This window comes from Brevundimonas sp., from assembly GCF_027484365.1.
GTDB lineage: Bacteria > Pseudomonadota > Alphaproteobacteria > Caulobacterales > Caulobacteraceae > Brevundimonas.
Genome location: NZ_JAIXTC010000017.1, coordinates 99,466 through 122,949, shown reverse-complemented (window position 1 = coordinate 122,949; position 23,484 = coordinate 99,466). Strand labels below are relative to the sequence as shown.

At 68.3% G+C, this 23,484-nt stretch carries 20 protein-coding genes, 2 tRNA genes and 1 other RNA gene; 15 read left to right on the top strand and 8 right to left on the bottom strand.

The annotated features are described in order from the left end of the window. Positions 1-125 precede the first annotated feature (125 nt). Positions 126-848: a 3-deoxy-manno-octulosonate cytidylyltransferase gene (locus Q0044_RS07525; protein WP_298161361.1), complete on the top strand. Its 723-nt coding sequence runs from the start codon at positions 126-128 to the stop codon at positions 846-848. On the opposite strand, the gene nudC is transcribed toward Q0044_RS07525, so the two are convergent. Further along, positions 845-1,768, bottom strand: a complete 924-nt coding sequence (nudC, locus tag Q0044_RS07520; protein WP_298161230.1) for an NAD(+) diphosphatase — start codon at positions 1,766-1,768, stop codon at positions 845-847. The two genes, Q0044_RS07525 and nudC, sit on opposite strands and share 4 nt — an antisense overlap. Before the next feature lie 75 nt (positions 1,769-1,843). On the opposite strand from nudC, the gene ffs reads away from it, so the two are divergent. From ffs to Q0044_RS07465, 11 genes are all read left to right on the top strand, one after another. Then, positions 1,844-1,937, top strand: an RNA gene (gene ffs, locus Q0044_RS07515) — signal recognition particle sRNA small type. 194 nt (positions 1,938-2,131) lie between these two features. Continuing rightward, positions 2,132-3,973, top strand: a complete 1,842-nt coding sequence (locus Q0044_RS07510) for a DNA polymerase III subunit gamma/tau (protein ID WP_298161228.1) — start codon at positions 2,132-2,134, stop codon at positions 3,971-3,973. A gap of 32 nt (positions 3,974-4,005) precedes the next feature. Then, positions 4,006-4,335, top strand: a complete 330-nt coding sequence (locus tag Q0044_RS07505; protein ID WP_298161226.1) for a YbaB/EbfC family nucleoid-associated protein — start codon at positions 4,006-4,008, stop codon at positions 4,333-4,335. Continuing rightward, positions 4,336-4,938 carry a recombination mediator RecR gene (recR, locus tag Q0044_RS07500; RefSeq protein ID WP_298161224.1) on the top strand — a complete coding sequence of 201 codons (603 nt, stop codon included), beginning with the start codon at positions 4,336-4,338 and terminating at the stop codon, positions 4,936-4,938. A gap of 64 nt (positions 4,939-5,002) precedes the next feature. Beyond that, positions 5,003-5,239, top strand: coding sequence for a hypothetical protein (locus tag Q0044_RS07495; RefSeq protein ID WP_298161223.1), 237 nt, complete (start codon positions 5,003-5,005; stop codon positions 5,237-5,239). Further along, the gene (locus Q0044_RS07490) at positions 5,236-6,282 is read left to right on the top strand and encodes an SPFH domain-containing protein (RefSeq protein ID WP_298161220.1); all 1,047 of its coding nucleotides are present in this window, start codon (positions 5,236-5,238) and stop codon (positions 6,280-6,282) included. Before Q0044_RS07495 ends, Q0044_RS07490 begins: the two co-directional genes overlap by 4 nt. Positions 6,283-6,504: 222 nt before the next feature. Further along, positions 6,505-7,728: a DNA recombination protein RmuC gene (locus Q0044_RS07485; RefSeq protein WP_298161219.1), complete on the top strand. Its 1,224-nt coding sequence runs from the start codon at positions 6,505-6,507 to the stop codon at positions 7,726-7,728. 108 nt (positions 7,729-7,836) lie between these two features. Then, entirely contained in the window at positions 7,837-8,259 is a 423-nt protein-coding gene (locus tag Q0044_RS07480) for a hypothetical protein (RefSeq protein WP_298161217.1), read from the top strand. A gap of 4 nt (positions 8,260-8,263) precedes the next feature. After that, the gene (locus tag Q0044_RS07475; protein WP_298161216.1) at positions 8,264-8,461 is read left to right on the top strand and encodes a helix-turn-helix transcriptional regulator; all 198 of its coding nucleotides are present in this window, start codon (positions 8,264-8,266) and stop codon (positions 8,459-8,461) included. Positions 8,462-8,466: 5 nt separating this feature from the next. Beyond that, positions 8,467-9,054, top strand: a complete 588-nt coding sequence (locus Q0044_RS07470; RefSeq protein ID WP_298161215.1) for a hypothetical protein — start codon at positions 8,467-8,469, stop codon at positions 9,052-9,054. A gap of 31 nt (positions 9,055-9,085) precedes the next feature. Beyond that, positions 9,086-10,057, top strand: a complete 972-nt coding sequence (locus Q0044_RS07465; RefSeq protein WP_298161214.1) for a TraB/GumN family protein — start codon at positions 9,086-9,088, stop codon at positions 10,055-10,057. A 30-nt stretch (positions 10,058-10,087) separates the two neighbouring features. Here Q0044_RS07465 and Q0044_RS07460 read toward each other — a convergent pair. Further along, a tRNA-Gly gene (locus Q0044_RS07460) sits at positions 10,088-10,161 on the bottom strand. A 300-nt stretch (positions 10,162-10,461) separates the two neighbouring features. Here Q0044_RS07460 and Q0044_RS07455 point away from each other — a divergent pair. Together Q0044_RS07455 and Q0044_RS07450 are read left to right on the top strand one after the other, a co-directional pair. Next, on the top strand, positions 10,462-11,988 hold the full coding sequence (locus Q0044_RS07455) for a beta-helix domain-containing protein (protein WP_298161213.1): 1,527 nt from the start codon (positions 10,462-10,464) through the stop codon (positions 11,986-11,988). Between the two features lie 76 nt (positions 11,989-12,064). Then, complete coding sequence (locus Q0044_RS07450; RefSeq protein ID WP_298161211.1) at positions 12,065-14,725, top strand: TonB-dependent receptor domain-containing protein; 2,661 nt, start codon at positions 12,065-12,067, stop codon at positions 14,723-14,725. 84 nt (positions 14,726-14,809) lie between these two features. On the opposite strand, the gene Q0044_RS07445 is transcribed toward Q0044_RS07450, so the two are convergent. From Q0044_RS07445 to Q0044_RS07430, 4 genes are all read right to left on the bottom strand, one after another. After that, entirely contained in the window at positions 14,810-16,474 is a 1,665-nt protein-coding gene (locus Q0044_RS07445) for an amidohydrolase (RefSeq protein WP_298161209.1), read from the bottom strand. Positions 16,475-16,980: 506 nt separating this feature from the next. After that, on the bottom strand, positions 16,981-18,951 hold the full coding sequence (locus Q0044_RS07440; RefSeq protein ID WP_298161208.1) for a M1 family metallopeptidase: 1,971 nt from the start codon (positions 18,949-18,951) through the stop codon (positions 16,981-16,983). Between the two features lie 78 nt (positions 18,952-19,029). Next, a complete protein-coding gene (locus Q0044_RS07435; protein ID WP_298161205.1) occupies positions 19,030-20,280 on the bottom strand; it encodes a multidrug effflux MFS transporter in 1,251 nt (416 codons plus the stop codon). A gap of 81 nt (positions 20,281-20,361) precedes the next feature. Beyond that, positions 20,362-20,682, bottom strand: coding sequence for a hypothetical protein (locus Q0044_RS07430; RefSeq protein WP_298161203.1), 321 nt, complete (start codon positions 20,680-20,682; stop codon positions 20,362-20,364). A gap of 132 nt (positions 20,683-20,814) precedes the next feature. Here Q0044_RS07430 and Q0044_RS07425 point away from each other — a divergent pair, with 132 nt between their 5' ends. Next, a complete protein-coding gene (locus Q0044_RS07425; protein ID WP_298161201.1) occupies positions 20,815-22,170 on the top strand; it encodes a DUF6880 family protein in 1,356 nt (451 codons plus the stop codon). A 1-nt stretch (position 22,171) separates the two neighbouring features. Here the strand turns inward: Q0044_RS07425 and Q0044_RS07420 are convergent. Beyond that, positions 22,172-22,256 (bottom strand) — tRNA-Leu (locus Q0044_RS07420). An 80-nt stretch (positions 22,257-22,336) separates the two neighbouring features. Then, entirely contained in the window at positions 22,337-23,479 is a 1,143-nt protein-coding gene (locus Q0044_RS07415; protein ID WP_298161199.1) for a metallophosphoesterase, read from the bottom strand. Positions 23,480-23,484 lie beyond the last annotated feature (5 nt).

Sequence of the window (23,484 nt, the reverse complement as noted above, 5' to 3'; positions counted from 1 at the left end):
CCCGGCCGGCTCGGCAAACCGGGCGAAATCTTGATTGGCGGTCTCTTACACGCTAGCGCCGCCTTCGCAACCGGCCCCGGACCTCACTTTGAGAGTCGGGGCGTCGCATGAACGAAGGGCCCGCCGTGACGCCTTTGATACTGATACCTACTCGCATGTCGGCGACCCGCCTTCCGGGCAAGCCGCTGGCCGATATCGGCGGCAAACCCATGGTGATCCGGGCCTGGGAACAGGCCGTCCTGTCGGGCCTGCCGGTCGCGGTGGCGGCGGGGGATCAGGAGATCGTCGACGTCATCGAGGCCGCGGGCGGACGCGCCGTCCTGACCGATCCCGACCTGCCGAGCGGCTCTGACCGGGTCCTTGCGGCCCTGGAGACCCTGGATCCCGACGGCGAATATGATTCGGTCATCAACCTCCAGGGCGACATGCCCCTGGCGGATCCGGGCATCGCCACCGCCTGCGCCGCCCTGCTGCACGGCGAGCCGGACTGCGACATCGCCACCCTCGTCGCCCCCGAGGCCGACATCTCCGACCGAACCAACGTCGATGTGGTCAAGGCGGTGCTGGCCCTGGAACAGGGGCGCAGGCACGGCCGCGCCCTCTATTTCACCCGCTCGACCCTTTACGGCGACGCCCCGGTCTGGCGGCACATCGGCGTCTACGGCTACCGCCGCGAGGCCCTGAAACGCTTCTGCGCCGCCCCGCCGTCGCCGCTGGAACAGCGCGAGAAGCTGGAACAGCTGCGCGCGCTGGAACTGGGCCTGTCGATCTGGGCGGCCGTCATCGAGGTCGCCCCGATCTCCGTGGACAATCCGGCGGACCTCGAGGCGGCGCGGGCTCTGGCCTAGACCTCAAACCCGTCCACCCAGGCCTGGATAAGCGTCCGGGCGATGGCGAATTTCGGCGGGGCCTTGATCGGGTGAGCGCCGGCCAGCACGGCCCGCGCCTCCTCCTTCGTCAGCCAGGCGACCTCTTCCAGTTCGGTCATGTCCGGGGCCGCATTCGCATCCGACACCTCGGCGATCAGGCCGATCATCAGCTGGGACGGGAAGGGCCAGGGCTGGCTGGAGTGGTACCGCACGGCCGTGACCGTCAGGCCCGCCTCCTCCTTGATCTCGCGGGCGCAGGCCTCCTCGATCGTCTCGCCGGGCTCCAGAAACCCTGCCAGAGCCGACATCCGCCCCGCCGGCCAGGCCGCCTGACGCCCCAGCAGGCAGCGCCCCTCGAACACCGGCAGCATGATGGTCACCGGGTCGACGCGCGGGAAATGTTCGGCCGTGCAGGCGGGACAGACCCGTCGCCAGCCCCCGGCCGTCGACGTCGTCTCATGCCCGCAGTTGGCGCAGAAGCCGTGCTTCCGCCGCCAGTCGAACAGGGACTTGGCTCCCCCGGCCATGGCCGCGTCGGCGCCCGACAGCACCGCCGCCGCCTCGCGCAGTCCGGTGAAGACACCCAGCCCCCTGACCGGACCCTCGGCCGGATCCGACGGCCCCTCGAACTCCACGGCGAAGACCGGCGCCGTCTTCCAAAGGCCGAGGAACAGCTCCCGGTCTGCGTCGCGGATCATCTCGCGCGCGTGGGTCAGGGACAGCCAGGCCAGACGCGGCCCGTCGGGGTGATCCTCGATCAGGGGCTGGCCGTCCCACAGCACCATGGCCATGGCGTCCGGGCTCGCGGCCTGTTCGACCAGCCATTCAGGCGTGTTGCGGAAGTCTCCGGCGCGATCCAGCGGATTGCCGGCGAACGTATTGAGGACGGGGAGGGCCATGGCCGCTTCCTAGCCTCCTTCTGCGCAGTCGGGGAGAGGCGCCTTGATCTCGCCGTCGCGATTCGCGATATGGACCTCGGAGATCGCGGGCGAAGGCTTCGCCAACCTGGTCAGGGCCGGAAGGCAGCAGCCACAACGAATTCCCCTTCGGGTCGCGGTCTCCACCTTCCCTTCTTTTAGTGCGCTACCGCTCGACGCGCGGCGTCTCGCTGCTTGAGCGCATTCCTCCCCCAAGCGCAGCGCAGGGGGAGGGGGACCGCCCCCGCATCCCTTGCCCTGATGAATCCGCTCATCCACGCGAAAGCAGGGCTGAGCGACAGGTGAGAGTCGCCCCGCGTGGCCAAGTCGCGGTAAGACGGTCCCATGACCGACGTCGACCTTGATTCCGGCGATCCGCCCTGGGCGGAGGATGACGCTCCCGAGCGCGACGAGAACACCGACGACATGTTCGGCGCGCCCGCCCCTGCGCCCGCCGCCGCGCCGGCCGTCGAAGCGAAACCGGTCAAACCGATCCCCGTCTCCACCCCCGCCCCGGTCGAGGGAGACGGCGAGGCCTATACGGTCCTCGCCCGCAAATACCGGCCCAGGACCTTCGAGGACCTGATCGGCCAGGAGGCCATGGTCCGGACCCTGACCAACGCCTTCGCCACCGGCCGCATCGCCCACGCCTTCATGCTCACGGGCGTCCGCGGCGTCGGCAAGACCACGACCGCCCGTCTGCTGGCCCGCGCCCTGAACAACGAGACCGACGTCATCGACCGGCCCTCGCTGGAGCTGACCGCTTTCGGCCGCCACGACGCCGCGATCATGGCCGGCCAGCATATGGACGTCATGGAGATGGACGCGGCGTCCCACACCGGCGTCAACGACATCCGCGACATCCTCGAGAGCGTCCGCTACGCGCCGGTCGAGGCCCGCTACAAGGTCTACGTCCTCGACGAAGTCCACATGCTGTCGAACCAGGCCTTCAACGCCCTGCTGAAGACGCTCGAAGAACCCCCGCCCCACGCCAAATTCATCTTCGCCACCACCGAGATCCGCAAGGTCCCGGTGACCATCCTGTCGCGCTGCCAGCGGTTCGACCTGCGCCGCGTCGAGCCGGAGATCCTCGTCGAACACCTGTCGCGCATCGCCGGCAAGGAGGGGATGAAGGTCGAGGACGACGCCCTGGCCCTGATCGCCCGCGCCGCCGAGGGCTCGGTCCGCGACGGCCTCAGCCTGCTCGATCAGGCCCTGGTCCAGGGCGAGAAGGGCGAGCCGGTCGCCACCGACACCGTCCGCGACATGCTCGGTCTCGCCGACCGCAGCCAGACCATCGACCTGTTCGAACAGGTCATGGCCGGCCGCACGCCCGAGGCCATCGAGACCTTCCGCACCCTCTACGGCTACGGCGCCGACCCGGTCCAGGTGACCAACGACCTGCTCGAACACTGCCACGCCGCCTCGGTCGCCAAGATGCTCGGGCCCAACGCCACCCGCCTGCCCAACGACCAGGCCCAGCGTCTGGCCGCCATGGGCGCGGCGGTCTCGGCCGGCACCCTGTCGCGGACCTGGTCCATGCTGCTGAAGGCCCTGGACGAGGTGCGCCGCGCCCCGTCGCCGGCCGACGCCGTGGAAATGGCCATCGTCCGCCTCGCCTACGCCGCCGACCTGCCCGGTCCGGAAGAGGCGCTGAAAAAGCTGCAGAACGGCGAGGTCCCGGGCGGCTCGGGCGCGCCCCGGGGCGGCGGTGGAGGCGGGGGCGGCGCTTCCGCCCAGCTGGCCATGCGCCCGGCCGCCCGTCCCAGCCTGCCCGACCCCCAGACCTTCGAGGCCGTCGTCGCCCTGATCGGTGAAAAGCGCGAGATCGCCCTGCAGATGGACGTGCAACGCTACGTCCGCCCGGTCGCCTTCAAGCCGGGCACCCTGACCTATGAACCGGTCGACGGCGCCCCGACCAACCTCGCCACCCGGCTGTCGTCGCGCCTCAAGGAGTGGACGGGTCGCCAGTGGTTCGTCGTCGCCAACGGCCAGGGCGGCGGCGAGACCCTGATCGAGGTCGAGAAGCGCGGCCGCGCCGAGGAACGCGCCGAGGTAGAGGCCGACCCCTTCGTCAAGGCCGTGCTGGCCGCCTTCCCCGGGGCCGTCGTCGGCGAGATCAAGACCCTGGCGCCCTCGGTCGAGATGCCCGCCATCCCGGATGAGGCGGACGAGGATCAGGACTAAAAATCCGGAACGAAAGGTCCTATCTAGAGCCCATGAAAGATCTCAACGCCCTGATGCAACAGGCCCAGGCGATGCAGCAGAAGCTGCAGGACGCCCAGGCGAAGATGGCCGAAACCACCGCCGAGGGGACCTCCGGCGGGGGCCTCGTCACGATCGGCCTGAAGGGCCCGGGCGAGGTCACCTCGGTCAAGATCGACGACAGTCTGATGGTCCCGGGCGACACCGAAATCCTGTCCGACCTGATTGTCGCCGCCCATGCTGACGCCAAGCGCAAGCTGGACGCCGTCAATGCCGAGCTGATGCGCGAGGCCGCCGGTCCGATGGCGGGGATGAACATCCCGGGCATGCCGAAACTCTTCTAGGTGGCCGCCTCCGCCGGACCCGAGATCGAGCGGCTGATCAGCCTGCTGGCCAAGCTGCCGGGGCTCGGTCCCCGTTCGGCCCGGCGCGCGGCTCTGGCCCTGCTGAAAAAGCGCGAACAGCTGCTGGAGCCCCTGGCGGCCTCGCTGGCCGAGACGGCGGCCAAGGTCGTGTCCTGTTCGGTCTGCGGCGCCCCCGACACCCGCGATCCCTGCTCGATCTGCTCTGACGCCAGCCGCGACAACGCCCTGATCTGTGTGGTCGAGGAGGCGGGTTCCCTGTGGGCCATGGAGCGGTCCGGCGCCTTCCGCGGCAAATACCATGTGCTGGGCGGCCTGCTCTCGGCCCTCGACGGCGTCGGCCCCGACGCCCTGCGCGTCTCCGAACTGGTCGGGCGGGTGAAGGGCGGGGAGGTGCGCGAGGTCGTCCTGGCGCTTCCCGCCACCGTCGACGGCCAGACCACGGCCCACTATCTCGCCGACCGGATCGCCGGCAGCGAGGTCGAGATCACCTCCCTCGCCCGGGGCGTGCCCGTCGGCGGCGACCTCGACTGGCTCGACGACGGCACCATCGTCCAGGCGCTGCGGGCCAGACGACCGGCGTGACGAAACGCCGGGGTTGAACGGCTTCGCCAAACACGCTCTGATCCCGTCCATGGAGGGTCGCGGAATGGGACGTGAGATCAGGGTGGCGCTGGGCGCCTCCGCCGGCATCGCCGCCCTCGTGATCGGCTTCATCTTCCTGGTCCGCTACGCCGTGCCGGCGATTCTGGAAGCCCCTTTCGCAGGCAGTCTGATCACAGCCTCGATCGTCGGCATCGCCGGTGTTCTGGCCCTCGTCTGGGCCGCGTGGAAATTGTTCGCCTGGGCGTCGCGTGCGCTCGGCGCTGGAGGAAGCGACCAATGACATTCGGCACCGACGTGACCCGTTTGAAGTCCTCTCTCCCCGGCGCATCGGCGGGTCGGACCATCGCCCTGATCGTTCTGATTCTCGCCCTGATCACGGTCGGCGGCATCAGCGTTTCTTCGTGCAGCGTCACGGTCGAGAGCGGCTATATGGGCATCAAGACCACCAAATTCGGTCCCAACCCCGGCGTCCAGCGCGACGAACTCGGTCCCGGCTTCCACTGGGAAGGCATCGGCGAGAAGATCCGCACCTACCAGACGCTCCAGCGCACCTATTCCTACACGCGCGAGGCCAATGCCGACGGCCGCGAGAACGAGGAGATCATGTTCTCCGACGTGCTCGGCCTGCCGATGACCGCCGACGTCGCCCTGACCTTCAAGGTGCGCGAGGACAAGGCCGCCGACCTCTATGCGACCTGGCGTCAGGAGTTCGACGCCTTCATCGACGGGCCGCTGCGCACCTCGGTCCGCGCCGCCATCGCCCGCGAAACTGAAAAACTGCCCGTCGCCTGTAACGCCGAAATGGGGGCGCCCGGCCGCGCGCCGATCGTCGCCGTCGCCCCGGTCGAGGGCGCGCCCCTGCCGGTCGGGACCCAGGACGCCGAGGACTGCCCCGGCCAGCTCATCGGCCCCGGCCGACAGATCGTCCTGCAGCGAGCGATGGATGCCCTCCAGCGGGAATGGCAACCCCAGGGCCTCGACATCATCCGCATGGAGTGGGTCGGGTCGATCCGCTATCCGGAGAGCGTCGTCGCCGCGATCCAGTCGCGCACAACGGCCGAACAGAACACCCGGGCCGCCCTCGAACGCGTCAATCTGGAGCGCGCCAACGCCGAGGCCCGGATCGCCCAGGCGCGCGGTCAGGCCGAGGCCAACCGCCTGCTGGCCGAATCCATCCGCTCCAATCCGGAGGTGGTCCGTCTGCGCGAGGTGGAGCGGACGCTCGGCATCTGCCCGCTCAGCGCCGACACCTGCGTGGTCGGGTCCGATGTCAACATCTCGGCCCTGATCGCCTCGCGGGATGGTGCGGCGGCGGCGCAATAGGGACCCTTTTCGGATGTGCGTCCGTTTCTGACGCAGGCGCATGGTAGGCGGCCGCATGCGCGGTTTCGCTTCCATGCTCTGTGCGGACGGTCCGGACGCTTCGGACGCTTCGGACTGTGTTTTTGAGTCCGGCTTTCCGGACGCTTCGACCGCTTCGGACTGCGTTTCTGGAGTCCGGATCGACCGTGGCCAGCCGCCGCGACTCTCGCTAGGGAACGGAGCATGAACACGCTCTCGATCGCTCTCGCCGTCGTCGCACTGGTCCTTGCGGCCGGTTTCCTGTGGGCCTTTCTCGGCTGGCAGAAGGCTATGGGCGCACTGACGTCGGCCCATGAAAAGGTCGCCCTGGTCGAGGAAAGCCGCGCGACCATGGGTGATCTACTCCGCGCCCAGGCGGCCCAGTCGGCCCAGGTCATCGCCGACCAGATGGTCACCCGCGCCACCGAGACCTTCCAGGCCCAGGACCGCGTCGCCCGCGAACGGATGGAGGCCCAGCTCAAGCCCGTCGCCGAGACCCTCGCCAAATTCGAGACCCAGGTCGCGGCGCTGGAGAAGGCGCGGGCGGAAGAAACCGGCACGCTGAAGGAACAGCTCTCGGCCCTGATGATCGCCTCGACCGCCACCCGCGACGAGGCCAAACGGCTGACCGAGGTCCTGCGCGGCAACACCGGCCGCCGCGGCCGCTGGGGCGAACAGACCTGCCGCAATGTGCTGGAGGCCGCCGGCATGGCCGGTCGGTTCGACTTCACCGAACAGTCGTCCAGCGCCAATGACGAGGGTCGCCAGATGCGGCCGGACTTTCTGGTCAGGCTGCCCGGCGGCGGCCTGTTCGTCATCGACGCCAAGGTGCCCCTGGCCTTCCCCGACGCCGCCGAGCCGGACGACGAGGCCCGCGACGCCGCCATGGCCGCCCGCAACGCGGCCAGCATCAAGAACCACGTCCGTGACCTGTCGGCCAAGGCCTATCAGGATCAGTTCAAGCCGAGCCCCGACTTCGTCGCCCTGTTCGTGCCCTCGGACGCCTTCCTCTCGGCCGCCCTGGACCGCGAGCCGGAGTTAATGACCGACGCCATGGCGCGGCGGGTCATCATCGTCACTCCCTCGACCCTGTTCGCCCTGTGCAAGGCCGTTGCCTACGGCTGGCGGGCGGAAGAGCAGTCGCGGAACGCCGACGAGGTCGCGAAACTGGGCAAGGAGCTCTACAAACGGCTGTCGGTCATGGGCGGCCATGTCTTCGGCGTGGGCCGGGCGCTGGAACAGGCCGTCGGCAAGTACAACCAGTTCGTCGGTTCGCTCGAGAGCCAGGTCATGGTCTCGGCCAAACGGTTCGAGGACCTGCAGGTCGACCATGAGGGCAAGGACCTGCCGGAACTGTCCGCCATCGACCAGGCACCGCGCGTCTTGAGCCGGCCGGAGCTGATCCATGACAAGGCCGCCGGATCCTGATTGACCGGCGCACCGACCTTTGACAAGCTCGCTTGACATCGGCTGTGGTCGGTGTAAAACATCCTTGTCATTTCGATGAGGGTGCGTGTCGTGGCTCTGGAGGCTCGAGTGTCGGAACAACCGCTGAGGCGCTACGGAACCGTTATGGGGATCTGCATCCTCGCGGGCATGGCTGGCGGTGTCGTGGCCGGCGTCGTCGCCGGAACGTCAGATGAGGCCAGCCTCGGCGGCGCGGCCTTGATCGCCGCGGCCGTGGCCCTGGCCATGGCCGCCGGCCTCTGGGCCTGTTTCCGGTGGTGGAAGGGGCTCGATGAGGCCGCGCAGGAAGCCCACAAATGGGCCTGGTGGTGGGGCTCCACCGTCGGTCTCGCCTTCGCCAGCGTCATCCTGATGACCCTTCGCTACGGTGTAGGCGATCTCGGCGAGGCGCCGGTCAAGGACACCCTGATGTTGGGCACCGTCCTCGTAGCGGGCTGCCAGACGGTCGGTTATGGCATTGCCTGGGCCGCCTGGTGGCTCAAGCGGCGCTGACCTCATGAATAACCATCTGAGAACCCTGCGCGCCGACCGTGGGTGGAGCCAGGCCGACCTGGCCGCCGCCCTGGGCGTCTCGCGCCAGACCGTCAATGCGCTTGAGACGGGCCGCTACGACCCCTCTCTGCCGCTCGCCTTCAAGATCGCCCGCGTCTTTGAACAACCGATCGAATCCATCTTCTCGGACACAGGAGCCTGAGCATGATGTCCCGTTCTGAAGCCTCGACCCAGCCGCTCATCGTCAAGATCCTCGGCGGTCTGGCGGTCGGGGGTATCGGCGCCCTGACCGGGTATGGCCTGGCGAGCATCGTAGAGGTCGAGCAGGGCGCCTCGTGGGCCGACAGCCTGGCGTTGGCGATGGCCGTCGCACTCCTGGCCATCGCCGTTCTCAGCGCGGTGACCCTGGCGTTGCGCCCCTCAACCATTCCCCGGGGATGCGGAGTTCTGCAGATCATCGTCTTCCTGCTGGCCGGTTTGATGTTCCTGGCGCCCATCTATGGCCCGTCCTGGTTCAGCGCCGACATGGTCTTCGGTGGCATCGTCGTGCTTCTGGTCGTGCAGACCGTCGCCAACCTGATGCTGTGGCGGGCCGCCGACGAGATGCTGCGCCAGGTCATGGCCGAGACCAGCGCCATGGCCTTCTGGGCTCTTCAGACCGCCCTGTTCCTCTATGCCGCCGCCGAACGGCTCGGCCTTGTCGAGACCGTAAGCGGCTGGGGCCTGACCGGCATTCTGATGGCCGTCTACCTCATCTCTTCCATCGTCGCGGCCGCCCGCCGCGGCATCCACTGAACGGTCTCTCCGAACCCCAGGATTTCACAGCATGACCCTCGTCAGCCGCCTGAAGACCACGACCCTCTCCATGGGGAGGACCGCCGTCGGGGTCGCCCTCGGGATCAGTCTCGCCGCCGCCCTTCTGGCCGGCGCGCCCAGGGCCTTCGCCCAGGACGCCGCTCCCGCCCACGATCACGCCGCCATCGTCCAGGCGACGGGAGACGGCCCGGCCCTGTGGTCCATCTCCGACGCCGACTCGACCCTCTATCTGTTCGGCACCGTCCATGTGCTGCGCCCTGACACCCCGTGGGGTTCGGCCAAGGTCGACGCCGCCTTCGACGCCAGCCAGAACGTCATCTTCGAGATCTCCAATCCGGACGATCAGTCCGCCCTGATGCCCCTGATCCAGCAGTACGGCCTGTCGCCCCAGACGCCGCTGTCCAGCCTGCTGACGCCCGAGGAACTGGCCGATCTTGACGTGGCCGCGCAAACGGTCGGCGGAAGCGCGGCGCAGTTCGATCCGCTCCGTCCCTGGCTGGTCGCCCTGTCCCTGTCCGTCGCCCCTTTGACGAAGGCCGGCTACGATCCTGCATCCGGCGTCGAACTGATCCTCAAACATCGCGCCGAGGAGGCCGGCAAGCCGGTCACCGGCCTGGAAACCATTGACCGGCAGGTCGAGATTCTGGCCGGCCTGTCGCAGGAAACCCAGCTGGCCTTCCTGCGGGCGACCCTGGAGGACTTCGACGAGGCCACCACCGAACTCGACACCCTGGTCAACGCCTGGGCCGAGGGAGACGTGGAGACGATCAATCGTGTCGGCGTCCTCGAGATGCGCAGAGCCTCGCAAGAGATCTATGACGCCCTGCTCACCCGCCGAAACACGGTCTGGGCCGACCAGATCCAGACGATCCTGGCTGGATCCGGCGTCACCTTCATCGCCGTCGGCAGCGCCCACCTCGCCGGCGACGACAGCGTCCAGGCGATTCTGGAGGCGCGTGGCGTCGAGGTTACACGACACTAGGCCTCCGGTGTTCGGCCTGTCGGAAACGGCTGGAGCGGGCGGCGGGAATCGAACCCGCACGAAAAGCTTGGGAAGCTTTCAGGCTACCACTACATCACGCCCGCGGGAGCTGGAGGCAACCTAACGCAATGCGCCGGCCGCTCAAGAGCGGACGGCGCAGCCGCGCAATTATTCAGTCTTGTGACAATCCCTCCGGCCAAGGAAATCTTGTCTTCGCCGGGTCGCAAAGTATTCGTCGCGATGATTTGGAAAATATCCATCCGTTATCGGATCAACTGTAATAATCAGGCGATTTTCTGTCACTTCAGCTTTGCAAAGACCTCTTAAAGGCCGCCCTCGGGATCGCTGGGATCGTGTCGGAATGATGCGCGGCGTTCCGCAAATTCCAACCCGAGGGGAACTCGATGCTTCGTCTGACCAAGGTTCTGATGGCCGGTGCGGCCGTGATGGCGCTGGCCGCCTGCGGCTCCGCCGAAGTGGCGTCCCCCGGCGAGGGTGATTTCGGCGGCACGCCGACCACTCCCACCACGCCCACGACCCCGACCCCCGGCACGCCGGCCGTCGATTGCCCGACGGGCCTCGCCAACGTCGGCCTCGTCGCCAACGGCACCCTGCGCGCCTGCCAGCTGCCGGCCACGATCACGGGCGCCCTGACCCTGTCGGTCCGTTTCGGCACCATCTACACCTTCTCGGGCCGCACCGAAGTCGGCACCGACCGCGGCGTCGAGCCGGGCTCGCCGATCCCGGGCAGCGCCCAGGGCATCCTGACCATCGATCCGGGCGTGAAGATCTTCGCCTCCGGCGGTTCCGATTACCTGATCGTCAACCGCGGCTCGCAGATCTTCGCCGAGGGCACCGCGACCAACCCGATCATCTTCACCAGCCGCCAGAGCATTGAAGGCCAGAACAACGACGCGTCGCAAGGCCAGTGGGGCGGCGTGATCCTCGTCGGCCGCGCGCCGCAAGCGAACTGCGTGCTGTCGGCGACCCCGGGCGCCACGACCTGCACCGGTCAGGTCGAGGGCACCAGCGCCTTCTACGGCGGCAACACCGCGGCCGATAACTCGGGCCGCTTCCGCTACGTCCAGATCAACTTCTCGGGCTTCGCCATCTCGACCGGCAACGAACTGCAGGGCCTGACCCTCGGCGCCGTGGGTTCGGGTACGACCATCGATCACATCCAGGTCCACAACTCGGCTGACGACGGCATCGAAATCTTCGGCGGCAACGTCAACCTCAGCCACATCGTTCTGACCGGCGCCGACGATGACGGCCTCGACACCGACACGGGCTGGCGCGGCGGCGCCCAGTTCGGCATCGTGACCGAGCGTACGACCCACGTGAAGACCTCGGACGGCCGCGGCGCCGGCTTCGAGTTCTCCTCGGCCCCGGCGGCGACCCCGCTGGCCAGCCGCTACGTCTCGCAGGCCAAGATCGCCAACTGGACGATCGTCACGCGCTCAACCACCCTGGACATCCACACGGCCGCGCACTTCGATACCGGCGCCGATGCGACGATCATCAACTCGGTCTTCTCGAACGCCTCTCCGTCGGCCTCGGGTTGCCTCGACATCGCGGACGCCGATACGGCCACGGTGCAGCCGACCTTCAACGCGGTCTTCATGTCCTGCGCGATTTCGTATCGACCGAACAACGCCGCCCGCTCGGCCGCGACGTTCGTCCAGGCGCCCTCGGGTGGGAACACGGCCGCCGGTACGTCCACGCTGACGGCTCCGGCCGGCGCACCGCTGACGGGTCAGGCCCTGACCTTCATCAACGGCGCGAACGAAAACGCCGTGACCCCGGTTGCAGCCAACACGGTCTATCCGTTCTTCGTGAACACCGCCTACATCGGCGCCGTCCGCAACGCGACCGACACCTGGTACCTGGGGTGGACCTGCGGCCTGGCCTCCGGTTCGAACTGCCGCTGACGAATGCGGGGCGGCGGCTCTCCTGAGCCGCCGCCAGCCCTCGCGGACCTCGTTAACCCCCTTCAAGGCGCAGAACATGAAGACGCTTAAACTGACCCTGAGCGGGGTTCTCCTGGCGACAAGCGCGCTCATCGCGCCCTCGCTGGCCTTTGCCCAGGACGCCGTCCCGGCTCCGGCCCAGGACCCCGTCGAACAGACTCCGGCCGAACAGGCCAATGAAGAAACCACGGTCGACGAGATCGTCGTCCTTGGTCGCTACATTCCCGAACCCAATCGCGAAAGCTCGGAAGTCGCAGCCTTTCTGACGTCCGAGGACCTTGAGCGTACCGGCGACGCCAGCGCCGCCGCCGCCCTGACCCGCGTCACGGGCCTGTCGATCGTCGAAGGTCGCTTCATCTACGTCCGCGGCCTCGGCGAGCGCTACTCCTCGGCCATGCTGAACGGCTCGCCCCTGCCCAGCCCCGAGCCGCTCCAGCGCGTCGTGCCGCTCGACCTGTTCCCGTCGAACATTCTGGAGTCCGTTACGGTCCAGAAGACCTATTCGGCCAACTTCCCCGGTGAGTTCGGCGGCGGCGTGATCGACCTGCGGACGATCGACGCCCCGAACGAGCCCTTCTTCAGCATGGAAGCCTCGGCCGGCGGCAACACCGAGACGACCGGCCGTGAAGGCCTGATCTATTTCGGATCGCGCACCGACTTCACCAGCTTCGACGACGGCACCCGTGACGTGCCGTTCGCCCTGCGAGGCGCCTTCGCCCGCGGCCGCCAGATCACGAGCGCCAACTTCGACGCCGAAGAGCTGCAGGACATCGGCCAGGGTCTGATCAACGCCCCGCTGCGTCTGCTGCAACTCGAGGATAACCCGGTCAACTTCGGTCTCGGTGTCTCCGCCGGAGGCTCGACCGAAATCGGCCTCGGCACCCTGGGCGTGTTCGCTTCGGGCGGCTACGACAACAGCTGGCAGATCCGTGAAGGCAAGCAGCAGGCGGCCCAGTTCTCGGGTTCGGTCCTGGTGCCGGTGAACGACTTCGATGTCGTCTCCAACCAGAACGACGTTCAGCTGAACCTGCTGGCCGGCGCCTCGCTCACGGGCGACATGCATACGATCAAGTGGACCAACTTCTTTGTCCGCAACTCGACCAAGGAAGCGCGCACGCGCACCGGACCGGCGTTCGACGCCGGCGGAAACGTGCTGCGGACCGACTACACCGAGTGGTTCGTCCGTCAGTTGTTCTCGACCCAGCTGGCCGGTGAGCACGACTTCATGGACGGCGCACTGTCGGTCGACTGGCGCGCGGCCTACGCCGTGACCTCGCGCGACGCACCTTACGAGACCCGCTTCGGCTACAGCGTGGACGCCACCGGAACCTTCCTGCACAGCGGCAGCGGCAACCAGATCTCCTTCTCGGAACTGGACGACGATATCGTGTCGGGCGGTGTCGACGTGAGCTACGAAATGTCGCTGTCCGACTATCGCACGGCCGTGTTCAGCTTCGGCGTCGACGGTTTCGACAACAATCGCGACTCCGAGCGTCGCGACCTCCGCTTCGAGGCGGTCAATGGCCTGACGCCGGACCAGCAGCGCTCGCGCGTCGACTACCTGTACTCGGACTTCAACATCAACCGGTCGACCCTGCAGATCCAGGAAGTGACCGGCAGCAACGGCGCGGCGGCCTACGACGGCCAGCTGCAGGTCAAGGCGGCCTACGCCATGGTCGACGCCGAGATCATCCCGCTGGTCCGCACGACCCTCGGCGTCCGCTTCGAGGACGGCGAACAGAGCGTCACGCCGCGGGACCTGTTCGGCGGCGCCTCGCCCTTCGCGGCCACGAAGATCGAGGAACAGTACTTCCTGCCTTCGTTCACAGCGACCTGGAACTTCGCCGAGGACATGCAACTGCGCCTCGGCGCTTCGCAGACGATCGGCCGGCCCCAGTTCCGTGAGCTGGCTCCCCAGTCCTACACGGACCCGGAAAGCGATCGCACGTTCATCGGCAACCCGTTCCTCGTCGATACGGAAATCCTTAACCTGGACGCCCGGTACGAATGGTATTTCGCCCGTCAGCAGTATGTGACGGCGGGGGTCTTCTACAAGAACCTGGACAAGCCGGTCGAGGCGATCATCGTCGACGTTGGCAACCAGCGTCAGCAGTCGTTCCTGAACGCGCCCCAGGCCGTAATCATGGGCGCCGAGTTCGAGGCCAAGAAATATTTCGAGTTCCCGGACAACGGCTCGACCTTCATCGCCAACAAGCGTTGGCTGGTCCAGGCCAACTACACCTACTCGAACTCCGAGGTGCAGGTGGATTCGGGTGACAAGGTCCGTGATCTCGGCGGCGGCGGCGTCTCCTCTCCGGCGGCCTTCTTCATCCAGGACGGAAGCCGTCTCCAGGGCCAGTCGGAGCATGTCGCCAACCTGCAACTGGGCTGGGAAGACGACACCGCGCGGTCGCAGGCGACGATCATCGTCAACTACGTGTCCGAGCGGATCACCGCCCGCGGCGCCGGCGTCTCGTCCAGCCGCGAGCCTGACTACATCCAGGAGCCGGGCGTCTTCCTGGACCTCGTGTACCGCAAGGACTTCACCATGGGCACGCGCGAGATGGGCTTCTCCGTCGAGCTGCGGAACCTGCTCGGCACCGACTTCGACGAGTACCAGGAACTGGGCAACAAGATCCTGATCAACAACTACGATCTGGGTTCGAGCGTTTCCTTCAGCCTGAGCTCGCGCTTCTAGACGCCGACGACGTCGGCTACCGAAAGGGCCGTCCGCCGCAAGGCGGGCGGCCCTTTCTCTTTCTGCTTCCAGTCGCGCTGGAGACTACTCCCTCCGGTAGACGACCTCCCCGTCGACGACGGTCAGGACCGCGTGTCCCCCGGGGATATCCGCCTCGGGCACGGTCATCAGGTCGATATCGAAGGCGGTGAAGTCGGCGCGTTTGCCGACCTCGATCGTGCCGAGCTCGTCTTCGCGGAAGGAGGCGAAGGCGGGCCACAGGGTGAACATCTTCAGCGCCGTGGCGCGGTCCACGGCCTCGTCCGGACGCCAGTCGGGTCCCTGGAAGCCCTCGAGGTCGCGGCGGGCGACGGCGGCGTAGAACTCGATCAGCGGGTCGCCGCGCTCGACGGGTGCATCGGAGCCGCCGACCACCGCGACGCCGAGATCGACGAGGCTATGCCAGGCATAGGCGCCGTCCAGACGGGCGTCGCCGAGGCGGGCCGGGGCGAAGTGGAAGTCGCCTATCGCGTGGCTCGGCTGCATGGAGGCGATGACGTGCAGGTCACGGAACATCGGCTCATCCGACGGACGGAGGATCTGGGCGTGTTCGATCCGCCAGCGTGGTTCGGCGACCCCGCGATCGCCGGCCGGCACGGCGGCCAGGGCGTCGCGATACCAATTCAGCACCTCCGTATTGCCCCGGTCGCCGATGGCGTGGGTGGCGACCTGGATGCCGCGGCGCAGGGCGCTCTCATAGAGGGGGAGCATCTCCGCGCGCGTGGTCTGCATCAGGCCCGAGGTGTGGGGCGCGTCGGAATAGGGGGCATGGAGGGCCGCGCCGCGCGAGCCCAGGGCGCCGTCGACATAGTATTTGATGGCCCGGGTGATGATCCGGCCGTCGGCGACGCTGCGCGGACCCGAGGCGATCAGGGCGGCGCCGCCGTCGGGCGTGACCGAGTTGTAGATGCGGAGCGGCGCCTCGCCGGCCTCGGCCATCTGCTCCAGCAGGGGAATGTCGGACCAGGGCGCGCTCATGAAGTGGACGCCGGTCCAGCCGTAGCGCGCCTCGACCCGGAAACCGGCACGGTAGGCGTTCCGCTTCGCCTCGGGATCGGCCTGGGGCATCAGGGGGGCGAGCAGTGACATGGCGGCGTCGACAATGAAACCGGTCGGCCGGCCGTCCGGGCCCCTGGCGATCTCTCCGCCGGACGGGGCGACGGTCGAGGCGTCGATGTTTGCGGCGGCGAGGGCGGCGGAGGAGGCGGTGATGGCGTGGCCGTCCGCGCGTTCCAGCAGGACGACGCGGCCGGGGGCGGCGGCGTCGAGGTCGGCGGCGGTCAGGAAACGGGCGCCGTTCGCGCTCTCCGGCCAGCGTGTCTCGATCCAGCCGCGCCCGATAATGGGGCCGTCGGGATGGGCCCCGGCCCAGGCCGTCAGCCGGGCCATGGCGTCAACCACGGAGGTGGAGCCCTCGAGGTTCAGCGTCAACTCGCGCCAGCCGATCCCGTCAAGGTGGGCGTGGCCGTCCGTAAAGCCGGGGAACAGGGTCGCGCCGTCGAGGTCGATGACGGTCAGGCCCTCGGTCGAGGGCGCATCGGCGGCGGAACCGACCCAGGCGATGCGGCCGTCACGGGCGATGACGACCTCGGCCGTCGGAGCGGCCTCGACCCCGGTGTGGATCACGCCGCCCCGAATCAGCAGGTTCTGGGCCTGGGCCGGAAGAGCGAGCGCGGCGAAGGCGGCGGCGGAAAGAAGGGATCGAAGCATGGGGTCACCGGACTGGCGGAAATCGGACCCGGAGTTGCGGTCATGCCGATCGGAAGGTCAAGGTTCGGGGTGGCGGTCAGCGCGCACTCCAAAACACCGTCCGAAGCGTCCGAAGCGTCCGAAGCGTCCGAAGCGTCCGGGGAGGCGGCCGGACTCCGGAAATTGGAGTCCGGATAGTCCGTAGAGTCCAACGCCCGCGGTTCGTGATGGCGATGTCAAAGACCGGGACCAGTGTCTCACGGCTTTCGGGAGCGGTTGGGATAAGGGCTCAGAATAGAGCCGGGCGTTGAAATCGCGGGCGGATTCGGGGGATGTGTTGATGGGTAAGGGGCGCCGAACCCTCTCCCGGCGGGAGAGGGCTTGAGGCTCGCAGAGCGAAGCGATGCGGCTTAGCCGAAAGGGTGAGGGGCGTGGCTCACCGGTTACCATCCGACCCTCACCCTTTCGCGCAAGTCCGATCGCCTGACGGCTCCCGGGCGCTCAAGCCCTCTCCCTCCTGGAGAGGGTCAGGAAGTCGGAACCCACACCACCCCGTCGACCGATCCCGTGGTGACCGGGTGATAGCCCGGGCGCGCCCGGGCATAGACGCGGGTCGCGATCGGACGGCCCCAGTCGCCCTCGGCCCACAGCGAGGTGTAAAGCGGGAGGACGAATTTGCGGCGGCCCTGGGAGGTCAGGAAGCGTTCCAGAGTCGGCACGGCCGGCTGATAGCGGTGGGCGACGGCGATCTGGAGCCACTGGAACAGCACCTCGGCATTGCCCTCGGCGCGCAGGTTCAGAGTGGTTTCCAGATCGGCGAGCTGCTGGTTGGTCAGCCAGTCGCGGCCGGCGGCCAGACCCTCGGGACGCCAGGCGAGGAAATGCTGGCGTTCCTGCGTCGACCAGCCGCTCCACGGGACGGCCGAGGCCGGCCCCTTGTCGGCGAAGAAGGCCTCGGCGGCCGTGTCGACGGCGGTCAGGGCGGTGGAGACCGGCGCGACGGCGTTCGACGGGAGCCCGGGCTGATAGACCCAGGGATCCAGCTGGAGCGCGAATTCAAGCGGCACGTCACCGCGCACCAGATTGGCGCGGATGTCGGCCAGGAAGCCGGCCGCCGTCATCGGGCGGAAGGCGTTGCGTTCGAAATACCCCTTCAGCCAGGCGTCGAAACGCTCGCGTCCGACGATCCGTTCGATCGTGCGCAGGAAGGCGGCGCCCTTTTCATAGGGGATGTCGTTCAGGCCTTCGTCCGGATCGCGGTTTTCCAGATCGTTGTGCAGCCGGGTGTCCAGCGGCTCCATCTCGGCCAGTGAGGCCTGAAGATCGTTCCAGCCGAGAACCTGGAGCATCAGGGCGCGGTCGCGGCCATAGACTGCCTCCATGATCCGGTTCTCGAAATAGGTGGTGAAGCCCTCGTTGAGCCAGATGTCGGCCCAGGTGGCATTGGTGACGAGGTTGCCGGACCAGGAATGGGCGAGTTCATGGGCGACCAGGGAGACGAGGGACTTGTCGCCCGCGACGACGGTCGGGGTGGCGAAGGTCAGGCGCGGGTTCTCCATCCCTCCGAACGGGAAGGACGGCGGCAGGATCAGCAGGTCATAGCGGCCCCAGCGGTAGGGGCCGTAGAGGGCCTCGGCCGCATCGACCAACTGGCGCATCTCGGAGAACTCGTTGCGCGCGGCCTCCAGACGGCTCGGCTCGGTCCAGACGCCGACGCCCTCGCCGACCGAGGCGAAGTCGACGTCGCCGACGGCCAGGGCGATCAGATAGGGCGGGACCGGGTTGGTCATGCGGAAACGATAGGAATGCATCTTGCCGCCTGGGCCGTCGGCGGCGCGTTCGCCCTCGGGGGTCAGCATCTCGGCCGACATCACGGCGTGCAGCGCCTCCGGGACCGTGATCTTCGCCGACCAGGTCTGGCGGATGCCGGGGCTGTCCTGGGTCGGGACCCAGGTGCGGGTCAGAATGGCCTGGCCCTGGGAGAACAGGAAGGGCTGCTGGCCGCCCGCGGTCTGGGCCGGGGTCAGCCATTGCAGGGCGGCGGCGTCGGGGCGGGTGGAATAGGTCACGACGATCTTCTGCACCTTGCCGGCCTCGAAGGCGGGGACGGTGACGGTCAGGGCCTGGCCCTTGATCGGGTCTTCGGCGCCGAGGGCGAACTGCAGGGCATTGCCCTTGTCGTCGGCGACGGAGCGGATCTCAAGATTGCGGACGTCGAGAATGACCTGGGTCGCGCCCGGCTCGCCGGTGACGTCGAGCGTGGCCGTGCCGCTGAGCGTCTTCGCCGTGAAGTCGGCGACCAGATCCAGATCGACGTGCTTGACCCGGGCGATGGTGGGCTCGGCCCAGGAGTGGATGTCGCGCGCGTACTGGACCGGCGCCGTGGCCGACGGCGGCAGGGGCGGCATGTCCGACTTGCTGTCGGATTGGCCGCAGGCGGCGACGGCGGCGAGAAGGGCGGCTGTGGAAACCATGGCGATCAGGCGGGCGCGGGACATCGAGGCGTACTCCGGAAGGTGTCGGCGCGGAGGGAGCCCTGAAAGCGTGGCGAGATCAAGGGGGCTGACGCCCTTCGTCTACTCGGCCGGGACGGGCGCGGGATTGCGCGCCACGAACAGCTTGCCGCGCTCGGCCAGCAGGACGAAGCCCAGGGCGACGATCCCGCAGCAGGTGATGCCCAGGGTCATGGGGACGACCGTGCCGTTGAAGGACTGACCGATCGCGAAACCGATCAGGGACCCGATGATGGTCGAGATGAATCCCTGGGCCGAGGAGGCGGTGCCGGCGATATGGCCCATAGGCTCCATCGCCATGGCCCCGAAATTTCCGGCCAGCAGGCCGAAGCAGAACATGGTGCAGGCCTGAAGAATGCCGAAGGTCCAGATGGTTTCGTGGCCCGACAGGGTGACCATCAGATGGATCGCGCCGAAGGTGATGAAGCCCAGCAGGGCCGTGTGGCCGATCATCCGCGAGCCCAGCTTCTCGACCAGTTTCGCGTTGACGATCGAGGCGATGGCGATGCCGCCGGCGATCAGGGCGAAGACGGTGGTGAACAGAGCCGGGGTCTTGAACACATCGAAGAAGATCTGCTGCGAGGAGTTGATGAAGGCGAACAGGGCGCCGGTGATTGCCGTCATGGCCAGGGTGTAGCCGATCGAGGTGCGGTGGGTGACGGCTTCGCGGAAGGCCATGGCGATCCGCCTCGCCTCGATGGGCAGACGGTCCCGGGGGTGCAGTGTCTCGGGCAGGCGCAGACCGGCCCAGATCATCAGGGAGACGCCGGCGAAGGCGAGGACGCCGAAGATCGCCTCCCATGGGGCGACCAGCAGGATGGCCTGACCGAGCGAGGGCGCGATGACGGGCACGCCGAGGAAGACGAGGAAGCTGAGGCTCATCACCCGCGCCATGGTCCTGCCGGAGAAGCGGTCTCGCACGATCGAGACGGCCAGAACCCGTGTGGCGGCCGAGCCCATGCCCTGGCCGATGCGGGCGAGGATCAGGGTCTCGAACGTCGGGGCCAGCATGGCCACGAGGCTGAAGGCGACATAGACGCCGACGCCGATCATCAGGACGGGTTTGCGTCCGAACCGGTCGGCCAGCGGGCCGTAGACGATCTGCATGGCGCCGAAGCCCAGCAGATAGGCGGTGATGACCCACTGACGGCTGTTCTCATTGGTGACGCCCAGCGCCTTCCCGATGTCGGGCAGGGCCGGCAGCATGGAGTCGATGGCCAGGGCGTTGAGCGCCATCATCAGGGCGATCATGCAGACGAACTCGGGGAAGCCCGGGCCTTTGGGCTTTGCGATTTCGTCTGTCGTTGAGGTCATTGCGACCAGATGAGCCCTGCGGCGGAGCGCCGCAACCGGTCGTCCCGTAACTTTTCGCAACTGCGAGAAGGCGGCCGGCCGCTACGGCATGAACTGGATGGTGCGGGCGAACCGGTGGTCGGCCGACGCGCGGTCCGTCGTCGCGTCCCGCATCAGGGCGATCGCCGCCTCGCCGAATCCCAGGCCGGGATGGGTCTCTTCCAGGACGACGCAGTCGCCTACATGACCGTCAGCGAAGGCCGTGCATTCCAGGGTCACGGCGACGCTCTGGAGCATCGGCGCGGGTGCAAGCTCGACCGCCGTCGCCGGCGCGGGTTCGACCGTGAGCGCGGCGCGGGTGGGCATGGGCCGGCCCAGCGAGGGGTCGGCGAACAGGGCGAGGGCGAGGGTCAGGGCGATCATGGGGCGGGCCTTTGGACTGCTGCATCAATGATCGGCGAACCGGAGCGTTCCAGCTGTGCAGCCGTCGACAACGGACCTATCGCTGATGTGACCCGTTCGGCACACTGACCGACCCTGACAACAAGGCGACCCATGGCGAAACGACCGGCGACGGCGAAGAAGACCCTGTCGGCGGCGAACCTGAAGGCGCTTGGGGACGGGCGGCTGGCCGAGCTGCTGATGGAGATGGCCGGCGAGGACGCGGGCTGGAAGCGGCGGCTGCGGATGGAGCTGGCGGCCGAGGTCGGGGCGGCGGACCTGGCGCTGGAGATCGACAAGCGGCTGAACACCCTGGCGGGTAGCCGGGCCAAGGTGTCGTGGCGCAAGCGGCCCGAGCTGCTGGCCGACCTGGCCACCGTGCGGCGGATTATCGTGGACCGGCTGGCGGCGATGGATGCGCGTCTGGGGCTGGACCGGCTGGTGGCGTGGTTCGACCTCTATCCGGGACTGGCGTCGCGGGTGAAGGACCCGAAGGGCGAACTGGCCCTGTTGTTCGACGGGTCAGCGACGGAGCTGGCGGCGACGGCTTCGCTGGCGGGGCCCGAGGTCGCCGCGCCGATCCTGATCGAGGCCCTGAACACCCGTCTGTCGGAATGGGCGTCGTGGGTCGGGCGCGGCGCGGCGGCGATGGAGCCGGCGTTGGCGCGGGCGCTGCTGACCGGGATCACCGAGGGACGGCCGAAGCCGACCGGACGGCTCGCCCTGGTGGTGCGCAAGCTGGCGGACCGGGCCGGGGATCTGGACGCCTGGATTGCGGCCCTGCCGGCGGCGGAGGTGACGAAGCCGGAGATCGGGGCGGAGATCGCGCGGCGGCTGGCCGAGGCGGGCCGGGCGGGCGAGGCGCGGGCCGCGCTGGAGGCGTCGCGGCCGGTGTCGAAGGAGGCTGTGGGCCGGGGTGGTGGCGAGCCGCCGCCGTCCGAGGCCTGGCTGACCGCCGAGGTCGCCGTGCTGGAGGCCGAGGGAGATGCGAAGGGAGCCAGCGACGCGCGCTGGATGCTGTTCGAACGGACCCTGGCCGAGGCGCCGCTGCGGGCCGAGATCGCGAAGCTGGCGGACTTCGAGGACGTCGTCGCCCTGGATCGCGCCTTCGCCCACGCGGCGGCATATCCGGACGCGACGGCGGGCCTGAGGTTCCTGATGAACTGGCCGGCGCTGCGCGAGGCGGCGGAGATGGTGGTGGCGCGGGCGGGCGACCTGCGCGGCTCGGCCGACGAGGTCCCGCTGTGGGCGTCACGGCTGGAAGGACGGCATCCTGCGGCGGCCCTGGTGCTGCTGCGGGCGCGGGCGGTGGCCCTGACCCGGCTGGCGCTGGGCCGCGGCGGCGAGGAGGTCGAGCAGTTGATCCAGCAGGCGGCCGCCCTGGCCGACCAGACCGGCGACGACGGGCAGGACGGGTTCCTGCTGGCGCTGGAGGAGGCGGCGCGGCCGGTCAGGCGCGGCCGGCGCTAGTTGGTGCCCCCGGTCGGACTCGAACCGACACTCCTCGCGGAACCGGATTTTGAGTCCGGCGCGTCTACCAATTCCACCACAGGGGCCTGCGTCTGGTGCACTTAATGGGGCCTCGCCCGGTCGTCGAGCAAAACCTTGTCGACGGACGGGGCCGCGCGGGGGAGGTCTAGCGGTCGCCGAGAAGCTGGGGCGGGAAGTCGAGTTCGAACAGGGACTCTTCGGGCGCGACGCCGAAGGTCGCCTCTCCGTCCCGGCCCGCATGGCGATCGAGCAGCGGCGAATAGGTGTAGAAGCGCATCATCCTGCGCTCGACGTCGAACTCGATGAAGCGCAACCAGCCGCCGCCCCCGTTGGCCGATCCGGCCTGGCCGTCCGGCCCGAGGGTGTTGCCCTGATAGTCCTGAAGCACCTGATAGACGGGATAGCCCGCGTCATTCAGGTCGACCCGCCGGTTCTCGCCGTCGGAGACGCCCCCAACCGCGGGGATATAGGCGTGGCCGCTGAGGATCAGGAAGATCATCGGGTTCACGCGGATGAACCGGTCCCAGACCTGGTCGGGCGTCTGGTGATCGGTCCCGGCGAACAGGCCGGCGTAGCTGTTGGCGCGCTCGGTCCCGCCGGGCGTCAGCCACTCGTGGGTCGAGACGATGACGGGCAGGCCGGGATGGTCGTCGATCACGCCCTGGGCCCAGTCGAGCGCGGCGGTCGGCGGATCCATCTCAAGCGACAGATGCAGGAAGGTCCGGCCGTCCCCCTGGAAGGTCTGGAAGCTGTTCAGGTGGTTTTCGGACGCGCCGCCGTACCAGGCCTTGCCGGCGAAGTGACGCGACGTCGGCCCGAAATAGAAGCTCCAGGCGCGGCTGCCCGCCAGGGGGCGTGACGGACCCGGCCCGCCGTCTTCGGCAAACCAGGAATAATTGTCATAGTCGTGGTTGCCGGGGACCATGCCGAAGGGGATGCCGCTGCGGCCCAGGATCGAGACCGACCGGTTGGCGATGTCCCATTCGGCGCGGGTGTCGAAGGTGCGGGCCTCACGACCGTCCGCCGCCGGAATGCGGAACTGGCCGTCGCCGTGCTGGATCAGGTCGCCGACGAAGGTGACGAAGACGATGTTCTTCGACGCCTTCTGGTCCGCAAGATACTGCATCTCGAGCGCAAAGGTCTGTTCGCCGCGCGGCTGGGCCAGGGTGACGTCGGAATAGTTCTGTGTATCCGGGACGACGGCGACCGTGAACGACTGGGCGGCCGCAGCGGTGGCGAACAGCAGGCCGGCGAAGACGCCGAGTGCGGACTTGAGCCAGGTCTTCATCGATA

Bases quoted from the DNA above. Each gene is read 5' to 3' on its own strand.
- nudC (WP_298161230.1), bottom strand. From the start codon at position 1,768: ATGGCCCTCCCCGTCCTCAATACGTTCGCCGGCAATCCGCTGGATCGC.
- Q0044_RS07510 (WP_298161228.1), top strand. From the start codon at position 2,132: ATGACCGACGTCGACCTTGATTCCGGCGATCCGCCCTGGGCGGAGGAT.
- Q0044_RS07505 (WP_298161226.1), top strand. From the start codon at position 4,006: ATGAAAGATCTCAACGCCCTGATGCAACAGGCCCAGGCGATGCAGCAG.
- Q0044_RS07495 (WP_298161223.1), top strand. From the start codon at position 5,003: ATGGGACGTGAGATCAGGGTGGCGCTGGGCGCCTCCGCCGGCATCGCC.
- Q0044_RS07490 (WP_298161220.1), top strand. From the start codon at position 5,236: ATGACATTCGGCACCGACGTGACCCGTTTGAAGTCCTCTCTCCCCGGC.
- Q0044_RS07485 (WP_298161219.1), top strand. From the start codon at position 6,505: ATGAACACGCTCTCGATCGCTCTCGCCGTCGTCGCACTGGTCCTTGCG.
- Q0044_RS07475 (WP_298161216.1), top strand. From the start codon at position 8,264: ATGAATAACCATCTGAGAACCCTGCGCGCCGACCGTGGGTGGAGCCAG.
- Q0044_RS07470 (WP_298161215.1), top strand. From the start codon at position 8,467: ATGTCCCGTTCTGAAGCCTCGACCCAGCCGCTCATCGTCAAGATCCTC.
- Q0044_RS07465 (WP_298161214.1), top strand. From the start codon at position 9,086: ATGACCCTCGTCAGCCGCCTGAAGACCACGACCCTCTCCATGGGGAGG.
- Q0044_RS07455 (WP_298161213.1), top strand. From the start codon at position 10,462: ATGCTTCGTCTGACCAAGGTTCTGATGGCCGGTGCGGCCGTGATGGCG.
- Q0044_RS07450 (WP_298161211.1), top strand. From the start codon at position 12,065: ATGAAGACGCTTAAACTGACCCTGAGCGGGGTTCTCCTGGCGACAAGC.
- Q0044_RS07445 (WP_298161209.1), bottom strand. From the start codon at position 16,474: ATGCTTCGATCCCTTCTTTCCGCCGCCGCCTTCGCCGCGCTCGCTCTT.
- Q0044_RS07440 (WP_298161208.1), bottom strand. From the start codon at position 18,951: ATGTCCCGCGCCCGCCTGATCGCCATGGTTTCCACAGCCGCCCTTCTC.
- Q0044_RS07435 (WP_298161205.1), bottom strand. From the start codon at position 20,280: ATGACCTCAACGACAGACGAAATCGCAAAGCCCAAAGGCCCGGGCTTC.
- Q0044_RS07430 (WP_298161203.1), bottom strand. From the start codon at position 20,682: ATGATCGCCCTGACCCTCGCCCTCGCCCTGTTCGCCGACCCCTCGCTG.
- Q0044_RS07425 (WP_298161201.1), top strand. From the start codon at position 20,815: ATGGCGAAACGACCGGCGACGGCGAAGAAGACCCTGTCGGCGGCGAAC.
- Q0044_RS07415 (WP_298161199.1), bottom strand. From the start codon at position 23,479: ATGAAGACCTGGCTCAAGTCCGCACTCGGCGTCTTCGCCGGCCTGCTG.